Consider the following 23,939-nt stretch of genomic DNA (forward strand, 5'->3'; position numbering starts at 1 on the left):
GTGGATATGCAGGAACTTGACCAATATTTCGGTGCTGAGCCCATTGCTCCCCGGACGGACCCTACCCAGGTGGCGGAGCAGAGCGTTTTGGGAGCCTTGCTGCTGGCTGGCGCTGAAGCCTTTGACAAGGCCGCTGGACTCTTGTCGGCTGCCAGCTTTGCACACCCCCTGAATGGCTGCATCTGGAAGGCAGTCGAGGAGCTTGTCCTGTCTGGGCGCGAAGTCGATCCTGTTGTGGTGCTGCACAGCCTGCAGGGGAAGGTCGATGAGGCGTACAACGACCAGCTCCCGATGTACCTCACCAGCTTGGCCAGCGCGTCTACCGGGCGGCTGGTGGAACACCATGCCCGGATTGTCGCCAACCTGCACAGGCTGCGCCGCGTGGCAGCGGCTTCCGCAGAGGTGAATGAGCTATTGCAAGACAAGGGGCTGTCTGCCGAGGACATTACCAGCCGTGCAATGGTCCTGTTTGAGGCCATAGCAGATGAGCGCATGACCTCCGAGGCCAAGTCGGTAGGTGAGCTGGTAGTCCCTTTTCTTGATGAGCTGGAGGACTTGGCAGACGGCAAGGCCGTGCTGGGGCGTGAAACAGGCATTCCGAGGCTGGACTACGCCCTGGCCGGTGGCACCTATGACGGGCAGTTGATCGTTATCGCTGCTCGCCCATCAGTGGGTAAATCATCCTTTGCCCAACAGCTAGCGCTCAACCAGGCTGAGCGAGGCTATCCAGCCGCATTTCTGGGCATGGAAATGAATGAGCAGGAGCTGATGCGCCGCACGGTGGCGAACCTGAGCCGGGTGCCGCTGCGCCTGCTCAAGACCGGCAAGCTCAGCCCCGATGACTATGGCCGAGTGCCTGACGCAATGGAGCGCATGCGGGATCTGCCTCTGTACTTTGAATTTTGCCCAGGCGCCAACCTTGCCGATATTTCAGCCAAGGCTAGAAAACTGGTCCGCAAACACAAGATCAAGCTGCTTGTAATCGACTACCTGCAACTCATGGCAGCAACCGATGAGCGCAAGGATCGCAGAGTCCAGTTGGAGGAAATCACCCGCAACCTCAAGCGCCTTGCATGCCAATTAGGTATCACGATCGCGCTCCTGTCCCAGCTCAATCGAGAGGTAGAGAAGCGCTCCAGCCCCAAGCCGATGCTGGCCGATCTGAAGGAGTGCGGGGCCATCGAGGAGGACGCGGACATTGTGCTGGCGCTGTGGGACCACAAGAAGGGCGACATTGATGAGCCATCCATCAAGGGGCTTGGTGCCATCAAGGGCCGGGACTTGGGGCAGAGCGACATGGCGCTCCATTTCGAGGGCAAATACCAGCGCTGGACTGAATCGACCGAATCCCTGGCCAAGCCAGAGAGCACTCCAACTCGCCCACACAAGAGGTATCCAGATGACTACTAACCAGATTGAGGCAACCCATGTCCTTCTGTGGAGCTGCAGCCAATGCGCCTTGCACATCGAGCCAGTGGCCCAAATGCTCAAGGCAAACCGCAGGGCCTACGCCAGCAATTACGGGTCGGACTATCTGCCGATCCACATGGGCAGCGATGAGGAGTGCCGCAAGGCCGCAGAGCTGGCCAGAGAAACCATGAGCGACCGCCAACATGGCCGGGAGCTTTTCAGAGCACCAGACTTTATCTAACGGGGGACCAATGAACTTTGCAGAGACAGCAGCACTTTCCGCGCCAGCGCGCCGCAGCGGTCGCGGCTATGTTGACTTCACCTCTGTGGTGCCTGAGCACCGCGCAATAGATGCACGCTTGGCCAACTGGGGGCGCTGGTGCCACGGTCCAACACGCCGCGATGTTTCCCCAATGTTTCGAGGCATGCCGCCACAACCTCACCTCCGCCAGCCGGGAGACATAGCCGCTGAGCCGCTAGACACCATGGATGCCGCCAAGGTTGCCAAGGAAGTTTCCAGGCTTCCAGAGAAGCACCGCGCAGCCTTGAACTGGTGCTACGTGCTGGACCCCAGGAGCAAAGATGCTTCCCCCACAAGGGCATGCAAGAAGCTGGGCACCAGCTTTCAAGGGTTGGCTGACCTACTGCGCGATGCCCGCCAGATGCTGATCAACCGAGGAGCATGACCGATGGATAGCGAATACACGGCTGACCGCCCACTGACCGAGGCTGAGCGCCTGGTGAATGTCCGCTACCTGGGCCATTGCCTGCATGAGAACCGCAAGGTGTGGAAGAGCATCACCATGGGGTGGGGTAGCCGCTGTCTCGACTGCGGAGAGGAAATCTTGATCGGCTATCACTCGCACTGCACCCGCCTACCGGATGACGTACTGGCCGAGGCCTGGAGCCTTGAGCATGTGAAGACTGCAGTAAGCCCAGTGAATGGCTCCCAGGTCGAGAAGGCGCTTGAAAAGGAGGGCTGGCGCGTGAAGTATTTCGGAGTCAATGGCCGGACAGCGTGTGAGATCCGGAAGGACAGCGCAGTTTTGCGCACTCCGTTCTTTGACACACAGGCCGAGGCGATTGTTGAAGCTGGCGCTATGACGCTGGAAAACTATATTCCAAGAAGGAGCTTCTCTATGTTGACGACTGGCTTCTGATCTGGTACAGTCGGCCCATTGACTGAGCAACAGCAACGAGTCGCCTACCCTATGTGGAGGCGCAGTTATGCGCAACGCTCAGGTAGAGCGCTCCGGAAGGGGGCGCTTTTTTGTTTCTGCCTCATCACTTTAGGAAGCATGCCCCGAAGGTCGGGAAACGGTCTTGAAAACCGTCGCCATCCGTGCAGAGCGGGTGAGGGTTCAATTCCTTGTGCTTCCGCCAGTTTGGGCCTGTCGTTCAATGGACAGGACTTCCGGCTACGAACCGGACGATGAGGGTTCGACTCCTTCCGGGCCCACCAACACCGAGCCTCGCCTAGTGCGGGGTTTTTCTGCCTTGTAGTTGAGAAGATGATTACGCTTTGATGTCGGCTATTAACCAAAGATGACTTTGAAGTATGCGAGAATGCCAAGAGAATTATTTTGTTACAATTAATTCGCTTCCGTCATTTTGGCTTACTCGGGCTCAAGCTGTGCGAAATGCTCATCTGGAGTCAGAGTAGCTCAATCCAACATCGAGGTTTATATGCTGCGCCAAACCATTCTTTCATTTCTAGTGACATTGGGTGTGGGGTTTGCAAACTCGTCTACCGCTGCGCCGCTGACGGGAACGTCTGCTTGGTCGGGTGACTTTGCTGAATCTGCAATTTCAACCGATCTGAAATATGCGGATGGCACGCCATACAGCGATCTACCGGTGTTCATGATCTGCATAGATGTGACCAAGACGTACCCGGTGGGAAGTGTGAGTTACCAATCCGAAGCTGGCGGCAGCGCTTTGAAGGGTGGATCTGGAGAGGCGGGAGTTGCAGCCGTTAATTGGCTATTTGATCAGTATTACGCGACCTATTTCAAGGGCGGATCAGATGCTCAAAAATGGGCATTCCAGTACGCTATTTGGGAGCTTGGAAACGACTATAACGGCGCCATCAGCAGCATCAGTGCCACTAGCGGCTTGTCACGTCCGTTTGAAGATGGATACAAGAGCACTGATCCAGAATTCATTGCTGCATATCAGGCGATGTATCAGGCAATGACATCAACATTGCCAACACTGGGTGGGGCATATCGTTCGAAGACATACACGATCGATCTGTTTGGTAGTACTGACCCTACGTACCAGAGCATGGTTGCATTGGTTGAAAAGCCCCCAGTGCCTCCTGCTGCCGCAGCGCCCACCCCAGTGCCTGGCTTAAGTTCAGTTGGTTTGTTTGTTCTTACTGGTTTCTTGTCGATGGTTGCTGTCGGTGGAATTTCTCGCAACCGGACATCAAAGAAGAAGGTCTGAAATCAACTAGCCTGCGTTCTCGGTTACAGATCAACGCCGCCTATGGGCGGCTTTTTCATGTCCAGCTGCAGCAAGCGCTGCCCACTCCAGAGTGGTTTGATGGAGTGGCATATCTCCGCCCCAAGCTCATGGGGTGCTTGCTGAGCTAACCACGGTAACTTTACTTTTGTCAATTGTTGAATTTTGATGTAGCTCAAAGACTGGATAATCCGCATCCGCTCAACTACCTCTTAGCAATAGAGAGTTTGCCTTCCAAAACTTGGAGGTGAGAATGCAGCCAGAAATTGTTGTTAAATCGCCCTCAGAATCAACACCCTGCACCATAGTTTTGGAGAAGGGGACTACCCTCATTGGCAGGGCAAAGGAATGCGGAATCTGCTTGGATGATCTCAGCATCAGCCGTGATCATGGCGCATTCGTTTACCACCTGGGTGTCTTGGTGATTGAGGACCACGGCAGTACGAACGGCACATTTGTCAATGGAATTCGGGTCAAGCGTCAGGTGCTGTACTCAGGCGACGCGGTGAGGGTTGGTGAGTTCGATATTGCAATTAAGATCGGATCGGACTTTGGTGAAGAGCTTCTGCGCGCTGCCTAATTCTGTACAGCATTACCAGACTAGTGGCTCCCTCTGAAGTAGACAGCAAGCGCAAGAATTACACAGACTGCCGACAGCCCGATAGCAAGGCCAAGTGTGCTCAATCCCATTTGCAAGCGTCTTTTCATATTCACCCTTCATGCACATGTAACTATCATCTATCAAGTGTCATGTTTTCATAGGTGAAAACGACTGCTCGAATAGTAGATATCGCAACTATGCATTTCCCATAAGGCCAGCCAAGTGCTGGCTTTTTCTTTTGGAGCGCGTCATGAACACTGTCAACGTGCGGCTATCAACGCAATTCGCCTGGTGGATGCTCCCATCTGTGTACCTGGTAGGCATCGTCTGCTGGCTGGCTGGTCAGCCTCCGAATCAGGGAGCTATCGACTGGCTGGTGAGCAAGGCGCTCAAGGTTGACGTGCAGGAGGTCCGATGAAATTCACCCCACGCAATGTTGACCGCGCAACGGTATTTGATGTTGACACCAAGAAGCAGCTCAAGCAGGTTCTCATGGTGAACACAGAGACCAGATCGGTAGTGGTGGCCAAGCAGCCGCTGCGACTGAATCACAAGGGCTCGGTCGAACGAGAGACCATCCACTTCGATGCAATCCACCCGATCTATGGCGGAGGCATCAAGCCTTGCTTGTTCCACTGCTACGGGAGGCTGCCATGAACATGCGCACCAAGAAGCGCCGCATCTACCGGCAGATGGGCTACCAGATAGCCGGACGCCCGATCACCAACACACGCAATGCCTGCAACGCACTTGTCTCTCGCTTCAAACAAGCTGCGCACAAAGCATGTGAGGCATGGGCTGGCCTGAGTCGAGCACTGACCCAGGCAGCAACAAGGATTACCAATGGTCTGGAGCAAGACAAGCAGACACGCGCGGGGATACGGCGCGGAGTGGGATAGGTTGCGCCTGCAGATCCTGGAGCGTGACGGCCACCTCTGCCAGTGCCCTGACTGCAGGAGAGCAGGGGGCCAGCCACTGCCAGCCCATGAGGTGGATCACATCAAGCCAAAGGCCTGGTTCAAGTCGGGCAAGGCGCAAGGCAACCCGGATGATCCAAGCAACCTGCGGTCAGTGAACCGAGACTGCCACAAAAAGCTGACGACCCTGCAGAAGGGATACAGGCCCGCTGTGCGCGTCGGAGTGGACGGCTACCCGATAGAGGAGTGAGCATGGCATTCGCTGAGCTGAAGCGTAACGTGAGCGCAAGACTGCGCCGCTGTGTAGATCATGGCTTGCCCGAGTGGGTGACACGACACGCAGAGGAGCGGATAGCGTGCGCGACCTTCCACCGGGATAGGTCCCAGGCTGCAGGCATACCGACCGAGGCAACGCGGCAAGACTTTGATAAGGGTCTCAAGGTGCTGGGTGAGGTGGACGACCTGCTACGAGCATTCGATCGGCATGTGAGGCGCGAACTGCCCGGGGCTTGACGACTGAGAGCGATTCGCAATCAGGCAGAGCCGAGGCGGGTCAAACGAGATTGATTCTCATCGATCACGACGGGAGGGGCGTGGAAAAAGTCTAGGCCGCTTCCAGCTAGTACCGACACGGGACCACTTTTTTTGCACAGTCAAGATAGAAATTTCAATTTTGGAGGGGAGGTGCTTCATGCCTGGACCCGCAAAGAAGCCTGCCCGTCTCAAAGCGATCGCAGGCACGGAGCGCAAAGACCGCGCACCTGAAAACGTCCTGGACCTGCCGATCATCTCCGATGTTCCGGAGGCTCCCGACTGGCTGCCCAACGCACATGCGTTTAAGGAGTGGGACCGGCTGGCGCCGATCCTGGTGGCAAACAAACTGCTGACGGAGGCGGGCCTACAGGCGCTCGGCCATCTGTGTGCGCTGCATGGCAAGACCGTGCAGCTCTACGCAGCCGGCGAGGCGCCCAATGCCTCGATGGTTGGCCAGCTCCGCAACCTGATAAACGACTTCGGCCTGACGCCGGTAGCCCAGGGCAAGGTAAAGCCAATGGGGGAAGGGCCGACAACAAATGCCTTCGCAAAAAACGGAAAGCGAGCAAACGCACGATAAAGACTATGTGGCGATTGCCAAGGCCTACGCAAAGAAGGCCCTGGACCCCAAGAACCGCAAGCGCTTCGGCATCTGGATTCGTCTGGCTGCCAAGCGCTTTCTTGATGACCTGGAGCGCGCCAAGACGAAGGGAGCCCCGTTCTACTTCGATGTTTGGCATGCCAACGATGTATGCGACTTCGCAGAAAAGCTGCCTCACGTAGAGGGGGTTTGGGAGACGCCGACCATCGTCTTGCACGAATCGCATGTTTTCTTCCTGGTGCAGCTCTTCGGGTTCCGCAAACCGGACGGTACGCGCAGATTCTCAAAGGCCTTGTTTGCGGTCGCACGCAAGAATGCGAAATCTACGCTGGCGGCAATCGTCGGGCTGTACTGCCAGAACTGCGAAGGCGAGAACGGACCCCAGATCATCACCGGCGCTACCACTGGCCAGCAGGCGCGGATTGTGTTCAACGTGGCCAAGCGGATGGTGGAGAAGACCTCCGACCTGCGCGAGGCGTTCGGCCTGGTGCCATTCGCCAATGCGATTGCCAGCATCAACAACGGCGGCACATACAAGCCGATCAATGCCAAGGCAAGCACGCAGGATGGCCTGAACCCTTCTTGCGTGATCCTCGATGAGATACACGCGCACAAGGACCATGACTTGCTCAACGTCCTGGTGTCGGCTGCTGGCGCCCGGGCAAACGTCCTTTTCCTGTTCCTCACGACCGAGGGCTATAGCAGCCCTGGCCCATGGGCAGAAGAGCGCGAATTTGCCAAGAAGGTGCTGCGCGGCATCGTGCTTGCAGATCACTTCCTGGCGATCTACTACGCGGTGGACGAGAAGGACGAAGACCTCGGGACGGTTGCAGATGATGATTTTGATGAGTCGGCATGGCCCAAGGCCAACCCGCTCATGGATGTGAACCCGATTCTCAAGGATGAGATTCGCAAGGCTGCCATCGAGGCGCGGGAGAAGCCCGGCACGCACGGCGAATTCAAGATCAAGCGCTTGAACCGGCCTTCATCGGTGGCGGGCGGCTGGGTGAACCTCACCAAATGGCGCGAGTGCAAGGGCCTGGTTGATCTGGAGCTGCTGCGCTCGGTGCCTTGCTGGGGCGGTCTTGACCTGTCGAGCACCAACGACTTGACCTCATTTCGCCTGGTGTGGCGTCTGGAGGATTGGCTTTATACCTATGGCTGGCGCTGGGTGCCGCCTGCTGCAACGCGCAGGCGCGTGGCGCGTGGCCTGGTGCCCTATCAGGCCTGGGTTGAGGCTGGGCTTTTGATCGAGTGCGGGGAAGAGGTAATCGACTATGCGCCTATTGAGGCCAAGGTTCTGGAGGTGAATGAGACCTTCAATCTGCGGCTGCTGGCCTATGACAACTGGAACGCCCCGCAGCTCACGCAGCGGCTAAAGCAAGCCGGCGTCCCAATGGAGCTATTCCGGCAAGGCCCGCAGAGCTACCACCCTGCAATGCAGGATCTAGAGCTGCACTACCTGGCTGGTCGGCTGGCTCACGGCAATGACCCGGTTTTGAACTGGAATGCCTCGAACCTGGTGGCGAGGCAGGATCAGAACTTGAACAACGCGCCCGACAAGCGCAAATCAACCGAGAAGATCGATGACATGGCAGCTCTCCTGATGGCAACGGGCGCGAGCCTGACCGCTGTGACAGAGGGTGACATGGATGGTTTTCTCAAGGGTGGAATTAAGGCAGGACGATGAAAAATCCAATGAGAACAGCGCTCGGGCGAGTTCGAGCCACTGTGCTCGGTTGGCTTCTGCCCAGTGGCGGCGGAGGCGCCGGCACAGTGATTCATGTCAGTGGTGCGGTGCTGACCGACCAGAAGCTACTGCGCCTGTCCACGGTGTGGGCCTGTACGCGGCTGATCTCCGAGACCATTGCAACGCTCCCGCTCGGGATGAACGAGCGCACCGCCACGGGCAAGAGGGCCGCGCCTGACCACTGGTTGCACCGCATCATCCATGCGCAGCCGAACGCCGACAGCACCGCATCCGTGTTCTGGGAGGCGGTGGTTGCGGCCATGCTCTTGCGTGACGGCGCCAACGCTGAAAAGCTAATGATTGGCCCGCGCATTGTGGGGCTCAAGTTCCTGGCGCCCAATAGGCTGACCTTGACGCGCCGCAGTGATGGCAGCAAGGAATACCGCTACACGGAAGAGAACGGCACGCAGCGGATCATCCCCAATGACCGGATCTGGCACATCCCGGGATTCTCCCTGGATGGGAAAAACGGGGTTTCGGTGATCGAGTACGGCGCCCAGGTTTTCGGCAATGCGCTGGCGGCTGATGAAGCAGCGGGTAAAACTTTTAAGACTGGCCTGCTGCAGACGCTTTACTACAAGGTGGAAAAGTGGCTCACGCCAGAGCAGCGACAGGAATTCAAGAAGGAGTACGTTGGCTCGGTCGAGCGCGGAGAGGTGCCGGTGCTGGAGGGCGGCATCGATGTTGGTGCAGTAGGTATAAATCCGGCCGACGCCCAACTGCTGGAGTCGCGTGGCTTCAGTGTGGAAGAAATCTGCCGTTGGTTCCGCGTCCCTCCCTGGATGGTAGGACACACGGAGAAATCCACCAGTTGGGGGACGGGCATCGAGCAGCAAATGATCGGGTTCCTCACCTTCACGCTGGGCCCCTGGCTGCGCCGCATTGAGCAATCCATCGTCAAGGACCTGCTGAGCCCTGCCGAGCGGCAGCGCTACTACCCCAAGTTTGCGGTTGAAGGCCTGCTGCGGGCCGATACGGCGGGGCGCGCGGCCTTCTATGCCGCCATGGTCAACAACGGGATTCTTACCCGTGACGAGGTGCGGGAGCTGGAAGACCGGGAACCAATGGGCGGCAATGCTGCGGTGCTCACTGTGCAGTCGGCAATGACAACGCTGGACTCCATTGGCACAGCGACAGAGCTTCAGCAGGTCCGCGCGGCAATGCGCAATCTCCTCGGTTTCGAGGATGACTCGAAAGGTTGATGATGAACAAAAAGAACTTGCCTGCACTGCGGGCGGATAACCTGAACGCCAAAGCGCGCTTCGAGGTGCCAGAGTCGGTCATGGCGCGGTGGAACCGCGGCATACAGGCCAAGAACGCGAATGGTGAGGCCTCCATCAGCATCTTCGATGTGATCGGGGAGGACTGGGACGGCTCGGGCTTCACCGATGCCAAGTGCGCAGGCATCCTGCGCAGCCTGGGCGGCGCCGATGTGACGGTGTACATCAACAGCCCAGGCGGCAGCCTGTTTCATGGCATCGCCATTTACAACATGCTGCGCGAGTACGAAGGGCGGGTAACTGTCCGCGTGCTGGGCATGGCGGCTTCTGCTGCCTCCGTCGCGGCCATGGCCGGGGATGAGGTGCAGATTGCCAAATCCGCCTTCTTCATGATTCACAACTGCTGGTGCCTGGCCGTTGGCAATGCCAATGACCTGCGCAACATTGCCGCGCAGAACGATGAGTTCGATGAGGTCATGGCCCAGATGTACGTTGCGCGCACGGGCCTGGACCTCAAGCAGGTGCAAACCATGATGGATGCAGAAACCTGGATCAATGGCACATCGGCCGTGGATCAGGGCTTTGCGGACAACTTCACGCCAGCGGACCAGATCGAGGAAGGGAAGGGGGCCAAGGCCTCTGCCATCCATCGCCTGGATTCGACCCTGGCAAAAGCAGGCATGTCGCGCACCGAGCGCCGCAGCCTCATTCAAGAGATCAAGGGCACGCCTGGCGCTGTCCAAGATGGCACGCCGAGCGCTGCCTTTTCGGCGGCAGATGCCGCGCACCTCCTGTCGCTTACCGCGAACTTCGGGGCGGCGGCGCGAGCCTAAGCCATCACATGCAAACCAACGGCCGCCTCAAGGGCGGCTTTTCTATTTGTAAAGGGACAAAAAATGTCTGATATGTCTGTAAAGGACCTGCTCACGCAGGTGAATGCAACCCTGGAGAAGGCCTCCGGAGAATTCAGCCAGAAGGCAGAGAAGGCCTTTGCCGAGGCCAAGAAGGCCGGCGACATGAGCGCCGAAACCAAGGAATCGGTGGACAAGATGGCCACCGAAGTGAACACGCTGCGCCAAACCTCGGATGCGCTCAAGGCGCAACTGGGAGAGGTGGAGCAGCTTGTCGCCGGCAAGAACCATCTGGGTGACGCTGCTGCTGCGCTGAGCCTGGGCGCCACCGTGGCCAAGAGCGACAAGCTGGCAGCCTTTGCCAAGGACATCGTGCAAGCCAACCAGAAGGGCCGAGTGTCCATTCCTGTACAGGCCGCTTTGCTGTCCACTGGTGTTCCCGCTGGAACGGTCGAGCCGATGCGCTTGCCTGGCGTGCAAGAGAGCCTCAAGCAGCGCCTGTTCATCCGCGACCTGATCTCGCCCGGCCGCACTGAGTCTTCGGCCATCTTCTGGGTGCAGCAAACGGGCTTCACCAATGCCGCCAAGGTGGTTGCGGAAGGCACGGCCAAGCCATACAGCGAGATCGAGTTTGCCAACAAGCTCACGCCGGTTACGACCATCGCGCACATGTTCAAGGCCTCCAAGCAGATCCTGGACGACTTTGCCCAGCTGCAAAGCCTGATCGACAAGGAAATGCGATATGGCCTCAAGTACGTGGAAGAGCAGGAAATCCTGTTTGGCGACGGCACGGGCGCGCATCTGCACGGCATCATCCCGCAGGCAACCGCCTACGATGCGGCTGGCATCCCTGCTGGCGCCACGGCCATCGATACGATGCGCTGGGCCATGCTGCAGGCGCAACTGGCGCGCGTTCCCGCATCGGGCCATGTGCTGCACTTCATGGACTGGGCCAAGATCGAGCTGCTCAAGGACGATCTGGGCCGCTACATCATCGGCAATCCCCAGGGCACGGCAGCACCTTCCATGTGGGGCCTGCCCGTGGTGGAAACCGAAATTGCGGCGTTCTTGGGCAAGTTCCTGACCGGCGCATTCCGCGATGGCGCGCAACTGTTCGACCGTGAAGACGCCAATGTGGTTGTCTCCACCGAGAACGCGGACGACTTCGAGAAAAACCTGATCTCGATCCGTTGCGAAGAGCGCGCGGCCCTGGCTGTGTATCGCCCTGAAGCCTTCATCTTCGGTAGCCTGCCCGTAGCAGCACCGTAATGAAATGGGGCCGGGTCTTCTGGCCTGGCCCTGTTCTCTCAGGAGATACACATGATCCAAGTTGAATCGACTATTCCGCTGTACATCGGCGGAAGGGTGGCGACGGAGTTCGAGACCACCGAGAGCCATTTCCGCGAGCTGGTGCGCGTCCACGGCGCGGACAAGGTGAAGGAGGCCACAGGTAAACCTCCGGCCAAGCAAGAAACCAAGGCGGAAGCCAAGAAAGCGGCGAAACCATGATCACCAGCCTGGAACTTGCGCGGCGCTACTGCAGGGCCAGCGCATCGGACGATGCTTTGCTGACAGTGCTGGTAGAGGCTGCCGAGGGCCTGGCTGAAAAGTTTCTCAACCGCAAGGTGTTCGCAGATCAGGCAGCGCTTGATGCGGCCCTGGCCAGCGGCGAAGCGGGCAACCTGCCCATGTTGGCCAATGCCCAATTCCGGGCTGCTGTGCTGGAGATCGCCAGCGACCGTTACGACAACCGGGGCGATCAGCCCACGGCGGCGGCAATGACCCGCGCAGAGCGGATTTTGTGGCCTGACCGGGTAGGCCTGGGGGTGTAACCATGCGGCTACTTGCTGGCGATCTGGACAAGGAATTCCGACTCCTGGCCTTTGAGGTCATCGGACACGACCCCGACTACAACACCGAAATCAAGGATTGGCGCGAAGTGGCCACGGGCTGGGCCCAGGTGCAACACACGCTCCCCTCCAAGAGCGAAGTGGTGCAGCAAGGGGTTGAGATCCGAGAGCGGCCCGCGCGTGTTCGGATGCGCTACCTGGCGGGCATCCGGCCGGATATGCGCCTGGTGATCGTGGGCGTAGATGGCGAGCCTGACCGGGTGTGCGAGATCGTGGCCGGGCCTGCCGAGCTGGGCCGGCGTGACGGGATCGAACTGCTGGTCAAGAACTACGGGAGGGCGGACGATGGCAGCAGCGGGGGTTAAGGTCACTGGCCTCAAGGAGCTGGCGCTTCTGATGCAGCAGCTTCCCGAGAAGATCGAGCGCAACGTCATGCGCGGCGCACTGCGCGCTGGTGCCAAGGTGCTGGAGGAGGAGGCTTTGCGGCGTGTGCCCGTGGATTCAGGCGACCTGAAGAAGAGCCTCAAGGTGTCCACGCGCAACAAGCAGGGCACTGTGACAGCAAGGCTCATTACCAACGTGTTCTATGCCCGCTGGGTGGAGTACGGCACGGGGGCGCACTGGATCAGCGTCAACCCAGAAGATGCGCCCAAGCGCTTGACCCGAGGCGGCGTGAAGGCGGTCAGTGTGGCCACTTTGAACGACAAGGCCAAAAGCGGATCGCTCAAGATCGGCGAGAACTTTGCGGGCGCTTCCACGGCCCACCCTGGCGCGAAGCCTCAGCCCTTCATGCGGCCGGCGCTCGATGCCAAGTCGGGCGAAGCCATCGTGGCGGCAGCCGAGTACATGAAAAAGCGCTTGGCCAGCAAGCACGGCCTGGATACCTCTGATGTGTCCATCCGAGAGGAAGAGGGGGACGAATGAGCGCACCCAATGCAATCAAGGTTGTGATGGCTTTGCTCAAGGCAGACGCCGCCATGACGGCCCTGGTGCCGGTCAATCGGTACTACCTGGGCTCAATCCCCCAGGCCTCCTCTCTGCCCGCGCTGGCGCTCAGCAACGTGAGCGACAACGACCGCGCCACTTTGAGCGGCGACGAATCCACGGTCATAGAAACCGGGCGGGTGCAGGTCACTGTGTCTGCCAAGGACTACCCGACCAAGGAGCTGCTGATAGGCGCTGTGCGTAAGGCCTGCGAGAACAAGCGCGGCCTGGTCAATGGCATGACGGTTCACAACGTCCGCCACGCCGGTATCGGCCCCGACCTCGATAACGAGGACGCGGGGATTTTCGGGCGAACCATCGACTTTATGGTCACGTCAAAACGTGATCGATGAATGGCCGGCAACGGCTTAACCCAAGGGCCCGCAATGCGGGCCTTTTCTTTTGAAGAGAGGAAACTCCTATGTCTGGAGTAGAAACCGTTGCTGGTACAAAAATCAGCATTTCCGCCAATACCCCCGCGACGTTCGACGCTGCGGGCTATGCGGCAATCGTCGATTTCAAGAAGATTGGCGAAATCACCGATGGTGGCAACCATGGCCGCGTTTACGCGGGTGTGACGCACCAGCCCATCGATAACCGTGGCACGCAGAAGAAAAAGGGCTCTTTCAACGAGGGCCAGAAGACGCTGCAGCTTGCCATCAACAGCAAGGATCCGGGGCAGATTGTCCTGAGTGCAGCCGTGGATGACGACGCCGACTACTCGTTCAAGGTCGAGTACCAAGGCGGCGACATTGACTACTTCCAAGCTCAGGTCATGTCGTTTGAGAAGGCAATCGGAACTGTGGACTCGATCCGCTCCGCGTCGGTTCAGCTGGAACTGACAACCAGCTCGGACGGCGTGGGCATCGTGGAAGTTCTGGCTCCCTGATCCCCTCCCATCACCCCAATTGGCCGTAAGGCCTCCCCAGCGCCGACGCAGCCGCTTCGCTCCTTATAGCGGGGCGGGCGGTTGCGCACGGGCGCATTTTCTCTCCGCTATAGGAAATTCACATGACTCTCAATATCAAATCCAAAGCCGTTTCGCCTACCTCGTTCCTGCATCTGAAGGATGCGCAAGAAAATCTGATGTACACCGAGCCTGACAAGAAGGGTGCGGAAAAGCTGCCCGTGGGCGTGAACGTGTACGGCCCCGGCTCCAAGGAGTACCAAGCGGCTCAGACCAAGGTCAACAATCGCGCCATCCAGCGCCTGCAAAAGCGCGGGGGCAAGTTCGAGCAGACTGCGGAAGAAAAGCAAAAGGAGCAGGTGCATTACCTGGCCGAGATCACCCACAGCTTTGAGAACCTGGACTATGAAGGCATCACTTCAGGCCGCGAACTGGCCCTGGCCGTTTATGGCGACACCAGCATTGGCTTTGTGGCCGATCAGGTGGCTGAATTTGTCAAGGACTGGTCAAATTTTACGCAGAACTCGGTGAAGAGCTGATTCTGTATGTCCGCCAGCTTGCCTGGTGGAATGCATCGCAAAAGCGCGTAGACAAGGTTGGCAAGGCTAAGAAGGAGGTGAAACTTCCCAGCCGCGCCAAGCAAGCCGAGGAGAAGGGCTCCGAAGTGTTCTACCCGCCTTTGTCGCCGGAGGCTGGCTATTTCATCGACTACATGCTGTCTTTGGACTTCATTGAGCCTGGAATGGCCGGCCCTGTCCGGCTCAGCTTCACCGAGATATATTCCTGGTCAAAATTGCACGGGGTGCAGCTCAAGCCTTGGGAGGTGACATTGATCCGGAAGATGTCAACAGAGTTTGCCTCAGAGGTAAGTGCTGCAGAGAGCCCGCAGCGGCCCGCACCCTGGACGCCGGAGGTTGTCGCAGTTGATCAGACAAAGCTTGCCTCCCACATCAAGGATGTTCTGAGAGGGCGTTAGCATTTGGTAGCATACCCCTTTGATTCGTGGAGGGGATATGCGAACTGTTTTCATCGGCTTGGTGCTCGCAGGTGTTTCTATGACGGCTTTGGCCAAGGGTGAGAACTACAACGCCCTGGTAGCCAAAGCAAAGGCTGAAGTATCAAAGGACTTCAAAGACCCAGAGAGTGCAAATTTTCGCAATCTTGGCGTCTACAAGTCGAAAACCGGCAAAGGCAGGGTTTCCGTTTGCGGTGAAGTAAATGCAAAAAATGCCTTTGGGGCATATGTCGGCTATCGTCCATTTGTGGTGTCTGGTGAGTTAGCCGCTTTGGCCGAGCCAGATGGGGAGGGGTTGTACAAGACGTTAGCCCCCAGCCTTTGCCATGAACTTGTCAGATCAATAAAGTAATTCACACAAACCACCTTCGGGTGGTTTTCTCATTCCTGGGCTCGCTTCGGCGGGCCTTTTCTATTTTTGGACTCGCCATGATTGCAGGCTCACTCGAAATTCAGATGTTGGCCAACATGGCCGAACTCAAGAAGCAATTGGATCAAGGCGTTGGGATGGTCAAGGGCGCCACCGACCAGATGATCCAAGCTGCAGACCTGGCAGGCAAGGCCCTGGGCGCCATTGGCGTAGCCCTGTCTGTCACCGCCTTTACCGGGTTCATCAAGAAAGCAATCGATACCGCTGATGCCTTTGATGAAATGTCGGGGCGTGTCGGCGTGTCCGCCAAGGAGTTGTCACAGCTACGGCTGGCCTATGCACAGGCGGGGCTGGGTAACGATGCCATGGCTTCCAGTTTGGCCAAGCTCTCCAAGGAGATGAGCGACGGCAATGTGGGCTTGCGCGCCCTGGGCGTCAATGCGAAGAACACAGATGGCAGCCTGCGCAGTACCACATCCGTATTGTTCGAGATCGCTGACAAGTTCAAGGGCCTGGAGGATGGCGCAAGCAAGACCTCCCTGGCCATGGAGATCTTCGGTAAGTCGGGCGCTGAAATGGTGCCCCTGCTCAGCAGCGGGTCGGAAGGCATTCAAGAGCTGACCGAGCTGTCCGAAAAGCTGGGAATTGTCATCGAGAACGAGACGGCGGCGAAGGCCGGCCAATTCAATGACACCCTGGAGCTGCTGCAACTGGGCATTGAGGGCGTGGGTATGCGCGCCTCTGCCAAGCTGCTGCCCACATTGAACAGCTTGACCGGCTCCTTTCTGGAGTCGATGACGGCAGGCGACCGGCTTTCGAGCATCGCTGATGTGCTGGCCACGGCCTTGAAGGGCCTGTATTCCGTGGGCTGGGGTGTGGCCGAGGTATTCAATACCGTGGGCAAGACTGTGGGCGCGGCGGCTGCGGCCGTCATGGCCGTGCTGCGCGGCGACCTCGAAGGCGCGCGCAACATCATGACCGACTTCAAGGCGGATGTGTCTGCTGGCTGGGCAGCCAGTGGCGCCGCCATCTCCCGCGCTTGGAGCGAGGAGGGTAATGCGGCCGTGGAAGCTGCTGCCCAGGTCACCAAGTCAAACCGCGATCTGCTGGGCGAACAGAAGGCGCGAGAGGCAGCAGCAAAGAGCGCGGCAGATGCTGGCGCCAAGGCTGCGACAGCACACGCAAAGCAAGTTGCAGAGGCCAAAAAGCTCTATGACGGCCTGACCTCGCAAGACGCTGGGCTTGATAAGGACTTCCAGAAGAAATGGAACGAACTCAACTTGCTTCGCAAAGAAGGCGAGATCAGTGTTGAGCAGCTGATTGAAGCCCAAGCCAATCTTCTTGCTCAACAGCCTTTCATGAAGAAGGCCATCGAGGAGGAAACTGCTGCCCGCAAGGCATGGCGCGATGAACGAGCCAAAGCCGTGGATGCAACCTTTAACGCGGCCACCTCCCTGGAGTCGGAGAACAAGCAACTGCGTGACGAGATTGCGCTGATTGGCAAGAGCAAGAAGGAGCAGGAAATCATCCTGCGCTTGCGCCGGGAGCAAATCGTAGTTGCAAAGGAAAAGGAGCTTGCCGATTTACAGGCCAAGAAATCATTCGAGTTGTACGACACGATGATGATCGAGGCGCTGCAAGAGCAGATCAAGCAGCTCAGGGAGCGCAACGAGCTGCTGGAAGAAAAGGAGGTTGCAGAGAATGCAGCCGAGCTGGTGCAGACCCAGAAAGGGGAATGGACAAGCTTCTTCCAGAGCATTGACGACACCGCGCACGCCACCTGGACAAATGTCTTTGAGGACGGCGCAGGATCGTTTAAGCGCCTGGGCCAAACGCTCAAGTCAGCGGTGCTGGACGTTCTGTACCAGATGACCATTCGCAAATGGATCATCAACATTGGTGCATCGCTCTTTGGGGGCGGATCTTCTGCTGCTGCAAGCGCGGCCGAGGCCATTCTTGGCAAGGGCACTGGTGGCATCTTCGGACAGATCACCAGCATGTTTAGCAATGGCTCCAGCCTCTACAACCTGTTTAGCGGCAAGGGGTTTGTCAGCAACGTCTCAGAATACTTCACGGGCCTCTTTGGTGGTGGTGTTCCATGGGGTACAGCCGGGGTTCAAACTTCTGGCGCTGTGACTATGCCGGTTACAGGCGGCTTGGGCGCACCTGCGCCGGGCGCTGCTGGGGGCATGTGGGCGCAAGGGGGCATGGGTTGGGCAGGGGTGGCTATCGCTATCCCAATGATCGCAGCCTACCTGGGTGGCATGTTCAAAGACGAAAAGATGGTCGGCACGGGCATTACCGGCGACCTTGGCGGCGACCTGTACGGCTACCAGCTGATGCGCGAGAGCGGCGGCTTGTTCGACGGCCCGGATTACCGCTACGTCATTGCTGAAAAGGAGATCAAGGAAACCAAGGCCCAGATCGAGGCCTTGAAGACCAACAATCCCTATACAGCCTATGGTGAGCGCGGCAATGCCCGGCGCGACCAAGAGCTGCAGGAGCTGTACAACAAGCTGGACGTTTTGGAGCGCAACTATGGGGCGGCGATTGACGGCTCTCAAGGCCCGATCAAGATCCTGCAAGACGCTTTCACCGCTATGCGCGAGAACACGGCAAAACAAGCCGATTCTCTGGGCCTGGATGGTGATGCCATCCGCGAGATGAAGGTTGCACTGGGCCTGGATGAGATCCATCCGGACACGGGGGGGAAGGGCCTGGAGCTTACTGGGCTGACCCAGGAGGAGGCGGCAGCCAAGATTCAGGAGGCGCTTGCACAGGCCAATGAGGAAATGGCCCGCTTGGTGCTGGGCACCTGGGAGGAAAAGACCCGTGAAGTCACGACGATGATCTGGGAAACCGTACAGGTCAACGATGGCGGGGACACGGATCGATTCGTCCGGGTGGGCAAGGAGGTGACGGAAACGGTCACAGAGCAGGTTTGGGTGATGAGCGAATACGTCCGCGAGGGTGAAACCGCTGTGCAAGCCCTGGGCCGCTTGTCTTCGAGCCTGGTGGGTGTGAATGGTGTCTTCGATCTGCTGGGGGCGACCCTGGTAGAAACGTCGCTTGCTGGCGCAGACTGGGCAAGTAGCCTGGTTGATGCCGTGGGCGGCCTGGAGGCGCTTTCTACGGCTGCCAGCACCTACTTCAACCTGTACTACTCCGATGCGGAGAAGATGGCCCGCATGACCTCCCAGGTCGATAAGAGCATGGAGGAAATGGGCCTTGATCTGCGGACGAGTGATGCCGACGCCAAGGCGAAGTATCGCGCGCTGATGGATCAGGCCATTGCTGCCAAGGATGAGGCGCTGATTGCGTGGCTGCTGCAGTTTGCCGACGACTTTGCCGCTGGCGTGGACGCCTTCACGCAGGGCGCTGATGCTGCGGCGCAGGCCATGGTTGAAAAGCTGGAGGAGATCGCGCGCATCCGCGCGGAAACCGTCTCTACCCTGGGGTTGTCTATCGATGGCCTGGTGGATGGCTTCATCAAGGAAGTGAACGAGGGCCGGGGCGCTCAGGCTGGCCAGTGGCTGGCCGACACGATTGCCTCGGGCTTCGAGCAAGCTATCTACGGTCAAGCGCTGACGATTGTCATGAACTCGATCATTGATGGTGTGATCACCCCGGTGGTGACTGCCGCAATGACGGGCTCCTCTGTGTCTGCGGCCGTGTCGGGCGCTGCCATCGATTCGATGGTGGCCAATGCCACGGCGGCAGCCGATGCGCTCAATGCCTTGCTCAATGATCCGGCTTTCAAGGAAGCCATGGAGAAGGTGCTTGGCATCGTGAGCGACCTGGGCAACGACATTGGCAAGTCGATTCCTGTCATGACGACCTATCGCCCTGCGATCCAGAACGTTACCAGCGCCTACGACTCCTCTGCGAAAGCGGCGGATTCTGCGGCAGACGCGGCCAAGAAGCTGGCGGATCAGTGGAGAAAGACCATTGATTCGCTGCTGGGTGAGATGAACCGGCTGCGCGGCGAGCTGCTGGGCGGCAGTCAAGACCAAGGCACCGCGTACTACGAGGCCATGTTTGCGATCAAGACTGCGCAGGCGAGGGCAGGCGATCAGGATGCAGCCGATGAGCTGCCCTCGATCATCCGCAACCTCGAATCTCTTGCCAAGGCAAACGCATCGTCGCAAGCCGATGTGTACCTCAAGCAAGCCGAATGGCTGGCATCGCTGACCGATACCCGCGACTACCTGGCAGGCAAGTACGGGGTCGATATTGGCAACCAGCAGATCGCGGAAGCAGCATCTGCCGCTGCCGGCCGGGTGATTCAAACGACTGGCAGCGCGGCCTTTTCGGGCGCCCTGCAATCGTCGAGCGATAACCCTGTGCTGGTAACGGAGGTGCGGGCGCTGCGCTCGGAGGTTGAAATGCTGCGCAAGGATCAGAGATCGCTTGGAGAGAGCGAGCTGACCTCACTTGGCAATATCGACCGTTCCACTAAACGCCTGGCCCAACAGGCAGAAGCGGAGGCAAATTGACAGGCTTAAAAACTGTTAAGCCATTTGTAATCAACGATGCAAATCTATTGAGCCAGCCACCAGTAGAGGATTCAGCACCCGCATGGGTTTCTGGATTCAACTACCCGGCTGGCTCTCTTGTTAGATATGCCCATATTGTTTACAAGAATGGCGCTGCAACAAACGGCACGGTTCCGCCTCCAGACAGTGGCACTGTCTGGGTGCCGGTATACCCCACAAATACATGGTCACTTTTTGATGCGATGACCTCCAAGCCAACCATTGGCGCATCGAATCTGAGCTACACCTTTCGGTTTGGCCAGACCTGCGGCGCGGTGGCAGCCATTGGGCTGGAAGATGTTCAAAGAGTGACGGTGACGGTGACTGATCCCACGGCGGGAGAGGTCTACAAGAAGTCAATGAATGTCGGCCGCTCTATCACCCGGTCAAGCTGGTATCTCTGGCATTACGGGCCGCGTGAAGCAACCGGCATTTTGGGCTACTTCACTGATTTGCCGGATTATCCGCAGGCCACTATCACGGTGGACATTGCAGGATCGGCTGGCATGAAAATCACGCACCTCATTGCGGGCTCAGTCCAAGAATGGGGGATGTGTGTAGAGCTTGGGGCTGCAATCGAATTCGAGGATTACTCGGTCAAGAAACGAGATGAATATGGCAATTTGAAGCTCATTCCCAGGCAGGTCATTCGAGAAACCACGATGTCTATTCCCATCATGCGACGGGAGATCGATGGATTCACGAAATTCATTCAGGACAGGTCGGCCAAGCCGACCTTTTTTATTGGCTCATCCGATATTGAATCACTGAATACCTTTGGTGTGGCCACGGCCAATATCAAGGTAGTGTATTTCGATCATTCGGTGGTTGATTTGAGAGTGCAAAGCGCATCATGACTGCTATTGTTAATCCGCGCCCTGTGCGCAATATGCCTCCTGCACCACTGGACGGCGACCCTCCTGCGGTCTTTGATGAAAAGGCCAAGAATCTTGCCCTCTGGTACGACAACTGGGTGAGCGACAACAACAACCAAGCGGCCGACAACCGCCAGAACGCACAAGCAACCTATGAGCTTGCCCAGGCTGCAGATCACAGTGCAGGCCAAGCGCATGACTATGCGCAGAATGCCTCTGATTCTGTTGTTGCGGTCAACCAGACTGTTGCCGACATTCTCGCCGCCAAGGATGCCATTCAGGCCGGGCCAGTCGCGTCTGTGAATGGCAAGACGGGTGTGATTACGGGCCTGGTGGAGACCAGCATCGGCGCCGCACGCAACAAATCGCAGCTGATGGCCAATGCGCCCCTGGGGCAGTGGGCCGCCTACTACGACTCTTCTGGCGTTGGTGCCGATTGGCCGCCCGGGCATGTAACAACCAATTGGTGGAATGTTTTTACGTTTGGCAGCCAGGAATTAGGCCAAGTAACGCAGCGCGCGTCGCAGACATTAGCTACTCCAATCCAGGGTTGGATTTATGAGCGTCAGCGCGACTCGGCCGCGTGGGGGCCATGGCATCGGGTTTTAACTGATAGAACGCTGATTGAATCGACGAAAGGCGGCTCCATATCGACCAGCACCTACACGCTGAACCCGGCAGAAGCTACCGTACATCAAATGGGTATCACGGCGTCAACAACGATCAACCTGCCTGCTGCACGCACTGCGGGTGATCAAGTGACTTTGTGCGCCCACATGCAGGGGAGCTACACGATAAGCCTCGGAGCGAATATCGCACTGCCTATCGGTGCCAGCCTTCCCACTGTTGCCAATGGAGAAATGCTGATGCTCATATTTACGGCGAAATATGACAGTACCTGGTACTGCTCCATTGCAGGGAAGTTCCCAGGATGACCGCGCGGCGCTTGCTTTTAGGTGGCGGACTTGTTGCTGTCACGATTGCTGCAACCGTCCGCAGCCCAGATATTGCGGCTCTGGCTCGTGCACGCGGGTGGAATGGCTACAGCCAAATCATCTGCACGATCAATGCCGGGGTGGATGTTGCTTCGCTCAACATCACTGGCATTCCCCATGATTGCCTGACGATCATCAACAAGGGTCGGATTGGGGGTGTATTCAATAGCGGAACTGGTCTCTACACACGCACCCGCATTCGTATCTACAACTACGGAACCATTTTTGGAGGGGGAGGTAAAGGCGGTGGAGGTGCCTGGAAATCGATCTTCCGAGGGACAAGCTACTCCGCTACCGGCAACGGCGGTGCCGGTGGAGATGGCGCGGGCTTCAACACTTCGGGCACGCCGATACTTGTGAGCCAAACGTCTGGCAATACTGGGACTTCGCAGACCGTGGGCGGGCCCGCCATCGGTGGCACTACCCAAGGCACCGCCACGGGCGGGCGCGGCGGAGACGGCGGGGCTATCGGCATGCGAGGCGCCGATGGCAGCTATGGCTCCACCACCGGCACTTTTGAATCGCAATCGGACGGCGTAGCTGGTAATGGCGCTGCAGCGGGAGCCTATGTGGACGGAAACAGCCTGGTGACATGGCTCGCTACGGGGACACGGCTGGGCAATGCAACTAATTAGGGATTGATATGTACATCGACACAACGACCCAGGAATGGGGCCTCACGCAGGCAGAAATCATGCAGCGGCACCCGATGACGGTCTTTCCTGAGCCATTTGCTCCTCTTGAGCAATACGCCAAGGTAGTGGACCAACCTCAGCCCGCCTGCAACGCGGAAACGCACAAGCTGATTGAAGCCAAGCCCAAACTGATTAATGGTGAATGGCAGCAGCAATGGCGCAAAGTTGCGCTGACCGAATCCGAGCTTGAGCAGCGCGTGGCTGAGCAAGCAGCAGCGGAGCAAGCCGCGAAGGATGCCGCTCGGATCACAGTCACCAAGCGGCAGGTGCTTTTGGCCTTGTTCTTGCGAAAAGGGATTAAGGCGGATCAGATCGATGCGGTGATCAACGCCATTCCAGACGAAACCCAGCGCTACATGGCCCGGGTTGACTGGGATGGCGCTGCGGCCATCGAGTCGGACAGCCAGACAGTAGGGATGCTCTCCCAGGCACTGGGGCTGACAGAGGCGGAAATGCCTGATCTTTTCGACTTCGCCCAGGCGCTTTGACCTGTCACACACAACACACACCCGCATGGTTCGCCCAGCGGGTTTTTTCATTTCTGAGAGGGGCGCGCATGAGCAATGGTGCAGAAAACGGCGCGATTGTCGCGGGCAAGGCCGCAGCCTATGGCGGGGCAACAGGGGCATTTGTGAGCGGGCTCACAGTGTCCGAGTGGGGTGTGATCGGCGGTTTGCTGATCGGTGTTCTGGGCTGGGCCTGTAGCCAGTATTGGTCCTGGCGCAAAGACCGGCGAGAGGCGCGCGAGATGGAAGCGCGCATGCAACACAAGTTTGGTACGGGATGGGATGAGCTATGACAGATGCATTGATTCCAAAAGAGCCGAGCATTCCGGCTTCTCTTGCGCGCAAGGGGGTGATTCCCGCAGCTCTGCTGGCCGCGCTGACCAGCCCCCTGGCGTACACCACATTGGAGCGTTGGGAAGGCAACATCAAACAGGTGTACGCGGACAACCTGGCGCACGGCATCCCTACCTACTGCGCTGGCCGTACCGACTGGAAAGCCAATGTGGGCGATAAGCTCACTGACGACCAGTGCCGGGCAGTGAACAAGGCAACACTGCTGGAGTATGGCTTTGCCATGCTGGGGTGCGCCAACTGGGACTACCTGACGGCCAAGCGCTTGATCGGGTTGACCATGTTCGCTATCAACGTGGGCAAGGAGGGCGCTTGCGGCTCCCAGGCCGTCCGGAGCATCAACGCTGGCCAGATCGTGCAAGGCTGCAATCTGATCGCCCGCACGCCTTCTGGTGCGCCCAACTGGTCAAACGCTGGCGGAAAGTATGTGCAAGGCCTGCAGAACCGCCGCCAAGCTGAGCGCGCCTTGTGCCTGGAGGGCTTGTAATGCTCCTATTCTTCGCATT

The 23,939-nt window shown here is 58.3% G+C and carries 31 protein-coding genes and 2 tRNA genes; all 33 read left to right on the forward strand.

Going from position 1 to position 23,939, the window contains the following annotated elements:
- Positions 1-6: 6 nt before the first annotated feature.
- The 33 genes from HNP33_RS10220 (at position 7) to HNP33_RS10380 (ending at position 23,920) form a co-directional block, all read left to right on the forward strand.
- The gene (locus tag HNP33_RS10220) at positions 7-1,410 is read left to right on the forward strand and encodes a replicative DNA helicase (RefSeq protein WP_233464470.1); all 1,404 of its coding nucleotides are present in this window, start codon (positions 7-9) and stop codon (positions 1,408-1,410) included.
- Positions 1,400-1,651, forward strand: a complete 252-nt coding sequence (locus HNP33_RS10225) for a hypothetical protein (RefSeq protein ID WP_184708003.1) — start codon at positions 1,400-1,402, stop codon at positions 1,649-1,651. Before HNP33_RS10220 ends, HNP33_RS10225 begins: the two co-directional genes overlap by 11 nt.
- A 244-nt stretch (positions 1,652-1,895) precedes the next feature.
- A complete protein-coding gene (locus HNP33_RS10230; RefSeq protein ID WP_184708006.1) occupies positions 1,896-2,096 on the forward strand; it encodes a hypothetical protein in 201 nt (66 codons plus the stop codon).
- A 3-nt stretch (positions 2,097-2,099) separates the two neighbouring features.
- Positions 2,100-2,570: a hypothetical protein gene (locus HNP33_RS10235; RefSeq protein ID WP_184708009.1), complete on the forward strand. Its 471-nt coding sequence runs from the start codon at positions 2,100-2,102 to the stop codon at positions 2,568-2,570.
- A gap of 132 nt (positions 2,571-2,702) precedes the next feature.
- A tRNA-Ser gene (locus tag HNP33_RS10240) sits at positions 2,703-2,793 on the forward strand.
- Positions 2,794-2,797: 4 nt separating this feature from the next.
- Positions 2,798-2,872: transfer RNA gene (locus tag HNP33_RS10245), tRNA-Arg, on the forward strand.
- Between the two features lie 224 nt (positions 2,873-3,096).
- Complete coding sequence (locus HNP33_RS10250) at positions 3,097-3,858, forward strand: hypothetical protein (RefSeq protein WP_184708012.1); 762 nt, start codon at positions 3,097-3,099, stop codon at positions 3,856-3,858.
- A 271-nt stretch (positions 3,859-4,129) separates the two neighbouring features.
- Positions 4,130-4,456, forward strand: coding sequence for an FHA domain-containing protein (locus tag HNP33_RS10255; RefSeq protein ID WP_184708014.1), 327 nt, complete (start codon positions 4,130-4,132; stop codon positions 4,454-4,456).
- Positions 4,457-4,727: 271 nt separating this feature from the next.
- Positions 4,728-4,895 carry a hypothetical protein gene (locus HNP33_RS10260; RefSeq protein WP_184708016.1) on the forward strand — a complete coding sequence of 56 codons (168 nt, stop codon included), beginning with the start codon at positions 4,728-4,730 and terminating at the stop codon, positions 4,893-4,895.
- Positions 4,892-5,134: a hypothetical protein gene (locus HNP33_RS10265; protein ID WP_184708018.1), complete on the forward strand. Its 243-nt coding sequence runs from the start codon at positions 4,892-4,894 to the stop codon at positions 5,132-5,134. The genes HNP33_RS10260 and HNP33_RS10265 overlap by 4 nt, the downstream gene beginning before the upstream one ends.
- Complete coding sequence (locus tag HNP33_RS10270; RefSeq protein WP_184708097.1) at positions 5,131-5,376, forward strand: hypothetical protein; 246 nt, start codon at positions 5,131-5,133, stop codon at positions 5,374-5,376. The genes HNP33_RS10265 and HNP33_RS10270 overlap by 4 nt, the downstream gene beginning before the upstream one ends.
- Positions 5,321-5,644, forward strand: coding sequence for an HNH endonuclease (locus HNP33_RS10275; RefSeq protein WP_184708020.1), 324 nt, complete (start codon positions 5,321-5,323; stop codon positions 5,642-5,644). The genes HNP33_RS10270 and HNP33_RS10275 overlap by 56 nt, the downstream gene beginning before the upstream one ends.
- Positions 5,645-6,085: 441 nt before the next feature.
- Positions 6,086-6,508, forward strand: coding sequence for a hypothetical protein (locus HNP33_RS10280; protein ID WP_184708022.1), 423 nt, complete (start codon positions 6,086-6,088; stop codon positions 6,506-6,508).
- Positions 6,468-8,219 carry a terminase large subunit gene (locus tag HNP33_RS10285; protein ID WP_184708024.1) on the forward strand — a complete coding sequence of 584 codons (1,752 nt, stop codon included), beginning with the start codon at positions 6,468-6,470 and terminating at the stop codon, positions 8,217-8,219. The genes HNP33_RS10280 and HNP33_RS10285 overlap by 41 nt, the downstream gene beginning before the upstream one ends.
- Positions 8,216-9,481, forward strand: coding sequence for a phage portal protein (locus HNP33_RS10290; protein WP_184708026.1), 1,266 nt, complete (start codon positions 8,216-8,218; stop codon positions 9,479-9,481). The genes HNP33_RS10285 and HNP33_RS10290 overlap by 4 nt, the downstream gene beginning before the upstream one ends.
- A 2-nt stretch (positions 9,482-9,483) precedes the next feature.
- Positions 9,484-10,332, forward strand: coding sequence for a head maturation protease, ClpP-related (locus tag HNP33_RS10295; protein ID WP_184708028.1), 849 nt, complete (start codon positions 9,484-9,486; stop codon positions 10,330-10,332).
- A gap of 63 nt (positions 10,333-10,395) precedes the next feature.
- Complete coding sequence (locus HNP33_RS10300) at positions 10,396-11,619, forward strand: phage major capsid protein (RefSeq protein WP_184708030.1); 1,224 nt, start codon at positions 10,396-10,398, stop codon at positions 11,617-11,619.
- Positions 11,620-11,670: 51 nt separating this feature from the next.
- Positions 11,671-11,859 (forward strand): hypothetical protein, encoded by a 189-nt coding sequence (locus HNP33_RS10305; RefSeq protein ID WP_184708032.1) that lies wholly within the window; start codon positions 11,671-11,673, stop codon positions 11,857-11,859.
- Positions 11,856-12,182: a head-tail connector protein gene (locus HNP33_RS10310; protein WP_184708034.1), complete on the forward strand. Its 327-nt coding sequence runs from the start codon at positions 11,856-11,858 to the stop codon at positions 12,180-12,182. The genes HNP33_RS10305 and HNP33_RS10310 overlap by 4 nt, the downstream gene beginning before the upstream one ends.
- 2 nt (positions 12,183-12,184) lie before the next feature.
- A complete protein-coding gene (locus HNP33_RS10315) occupies positions 12,185-12,565 on the forward strand; it encodes a head-tail adaptor protein (RefSeq protein ID WP_184708036.1) in 381 nt (126 codons plus the stop codon).
- Positions 12,546-13,124: an HK97-gp10 family putative phage morphogenesis protein gene (locus HNP33_RS10320; protein ID WP_184708038.1), complete on the forward strand. Its 579-nt coding sequence runs from the start codon at positions 12,546-12,548 to the stop codon at positions 13,122-13,124. Before HNP33_RS10315 ends, HNP33_RS10320 begins: the two co-directional genes overlap by 20 nt.
- A complete protein-coding gene (gene gp17, locus HNP33_RS10325; RefSeq protein WP_184708040.1) occupies positions 13,121-13,537 on the forward strand; it encodes a tail completion protein gp17 in 417 nt (138 codons plus the stop codon). The genes HNP33_RS10320 and gp17 overlap by 4 nt, the downstream gene beginning before the upstream one ends.
- Positions 13,538-13,605: 68 nt before the next feature.
- Positions 13,606-14,073, forward strand: coding sequence for a phage tail tube protein (locus HNP33_RS10330; protein WP_184708042.1), 468 nt, complete (start codon positions 13,606-13,608; stop codon positions 14,071-14,073).
- A 122-nt stretch (positions 14,074-14,195) separates the two neighbouring features.
- Positions 14,196-14,630: a hypothetical protein gene (locus HNP33_RS10335; RefSeq protein WP_184708044.1), complete on the forward strand. Its 435-nt coding sequence runs from the start codon at positions 14,196-14,198 to the stop codon at positions 14,628-14,630.
- 77 nt (positions 14,631-14,707) lie between these two features.
- Positions 14,708-15,067: a phage tail assembly chaperone gene (locus HNP33_RS10340; protein WP_184708046.1), complete on the forward strand. Its 360-nt coding sequence runs from the start codon at positions 14,708-14,710 to the stop codon at positions 15,065-15,067.
- Between the two features lie 37 nt (positions 15,068-15,104).
- Positions 15,105-15,458, forward strand: a complete 354-nt coding sequence (locus HNP33_RS10345) for a hypothetical protein (protein WP_184708048.1) — start codon at positions 15,105-15,107, stop codon at positions 15,456-15,458.
- Positions 15,459-15,535: 77 nt separating this feature from the next.
- Entirely contained in the window at positions 15,536-19,972 is a 4,437-nt protein-coding gene (locus HNP33_RS10350; RefSeq protein ID WP_184708050.1) for a hypothetical protein, read from the forward strand.
- Positions 19,969-20,868 (forward strand): hypothetical protein, encoded by a 900-nt coding sequence (locus HNP33_RS10355; protein WP_184708052.1) that lies wholly within the window; start codon positions 19,969-19,971, stop codon positions 20,866-20,868. The genes HNP33_RS10350 and HNP33_RS10355 overlap by 4 nt, the downstream gene beginning before the upstream one ends.
- Positions 20,865-21,821 (forward strand): hypothetical protein, encoded by a 957-nt coding sequence (locus HNP33_RS10360; protein WP_184708054.1) that lies wholly within the window; start codon positions 20,865-20,867, stop codon positions 21,819-21,821. The genes HNP33_RS10355 and HNP33_RS10360 overlap by 4 nt, the downstream gene beginning before the upstream one ends.
- Entirely contained in the window at positions 21,818-22,516 is a 699-nt protein-coding gene (locus tag HNP33_RS10365; protein WP_184708055.1) for a hypothetical protein, read from the forward strand. Before HNP33_RS10360 ends, HNP33_RS10365 begins: the two co-directional genes overlap by 4 nt.
- A gap of 8 nt (positions 22,517-22,524) precedes the next feature.
- Positions 22,525-23,064: a hypothetical protein gene (locus HNP33_RS10370; protein WP_184708057.1), complete on the forward strand. Its 540-nt coding sequence runs from the start codon at positions 22,525-22,527 to the stop codon at positions 23,062-23,064.
- 68 nt (positions 23,065-23,132) lie between these two features.
- Complete coding sequence (locus HNP33_RS10375) at positions 23,133-23,375, forward strand: holin (protein WP_184708059.1); 243 nt, start codon at positions 23,133-23,135, stop codon at positions 23,373-23,375.
- Positions 23,372-23,920 (forward strand): glycoside hydrolase family protein, encoded by a 549-nt coding sequence (locus tag HNP33_RS10380; protein ID WP_184708061.1) that lies wholly within the window; start codon positions 23,372-23,374, stop codon positions 23,918-23,920. The genes HNP33_RS10375 and HNP33_RS10380 overlap by 4 nt, the downstream gene beginning before the upstream one ends.
- Positions 23,921-23,939 lie beyond the last annotated feature (19 nt).

The sequence above is a fragment of the Comamonas odontotermitis genome (assembly GCF_014207855.1).
GTDB classification, from domain to species: domain Bacteria; phylum Pseudomonadota; class Gammaproteobacteria; order Burkholderiales; family Burkholderiaceae_C; genus Comamonas; species Comamonas odontotermitis_A.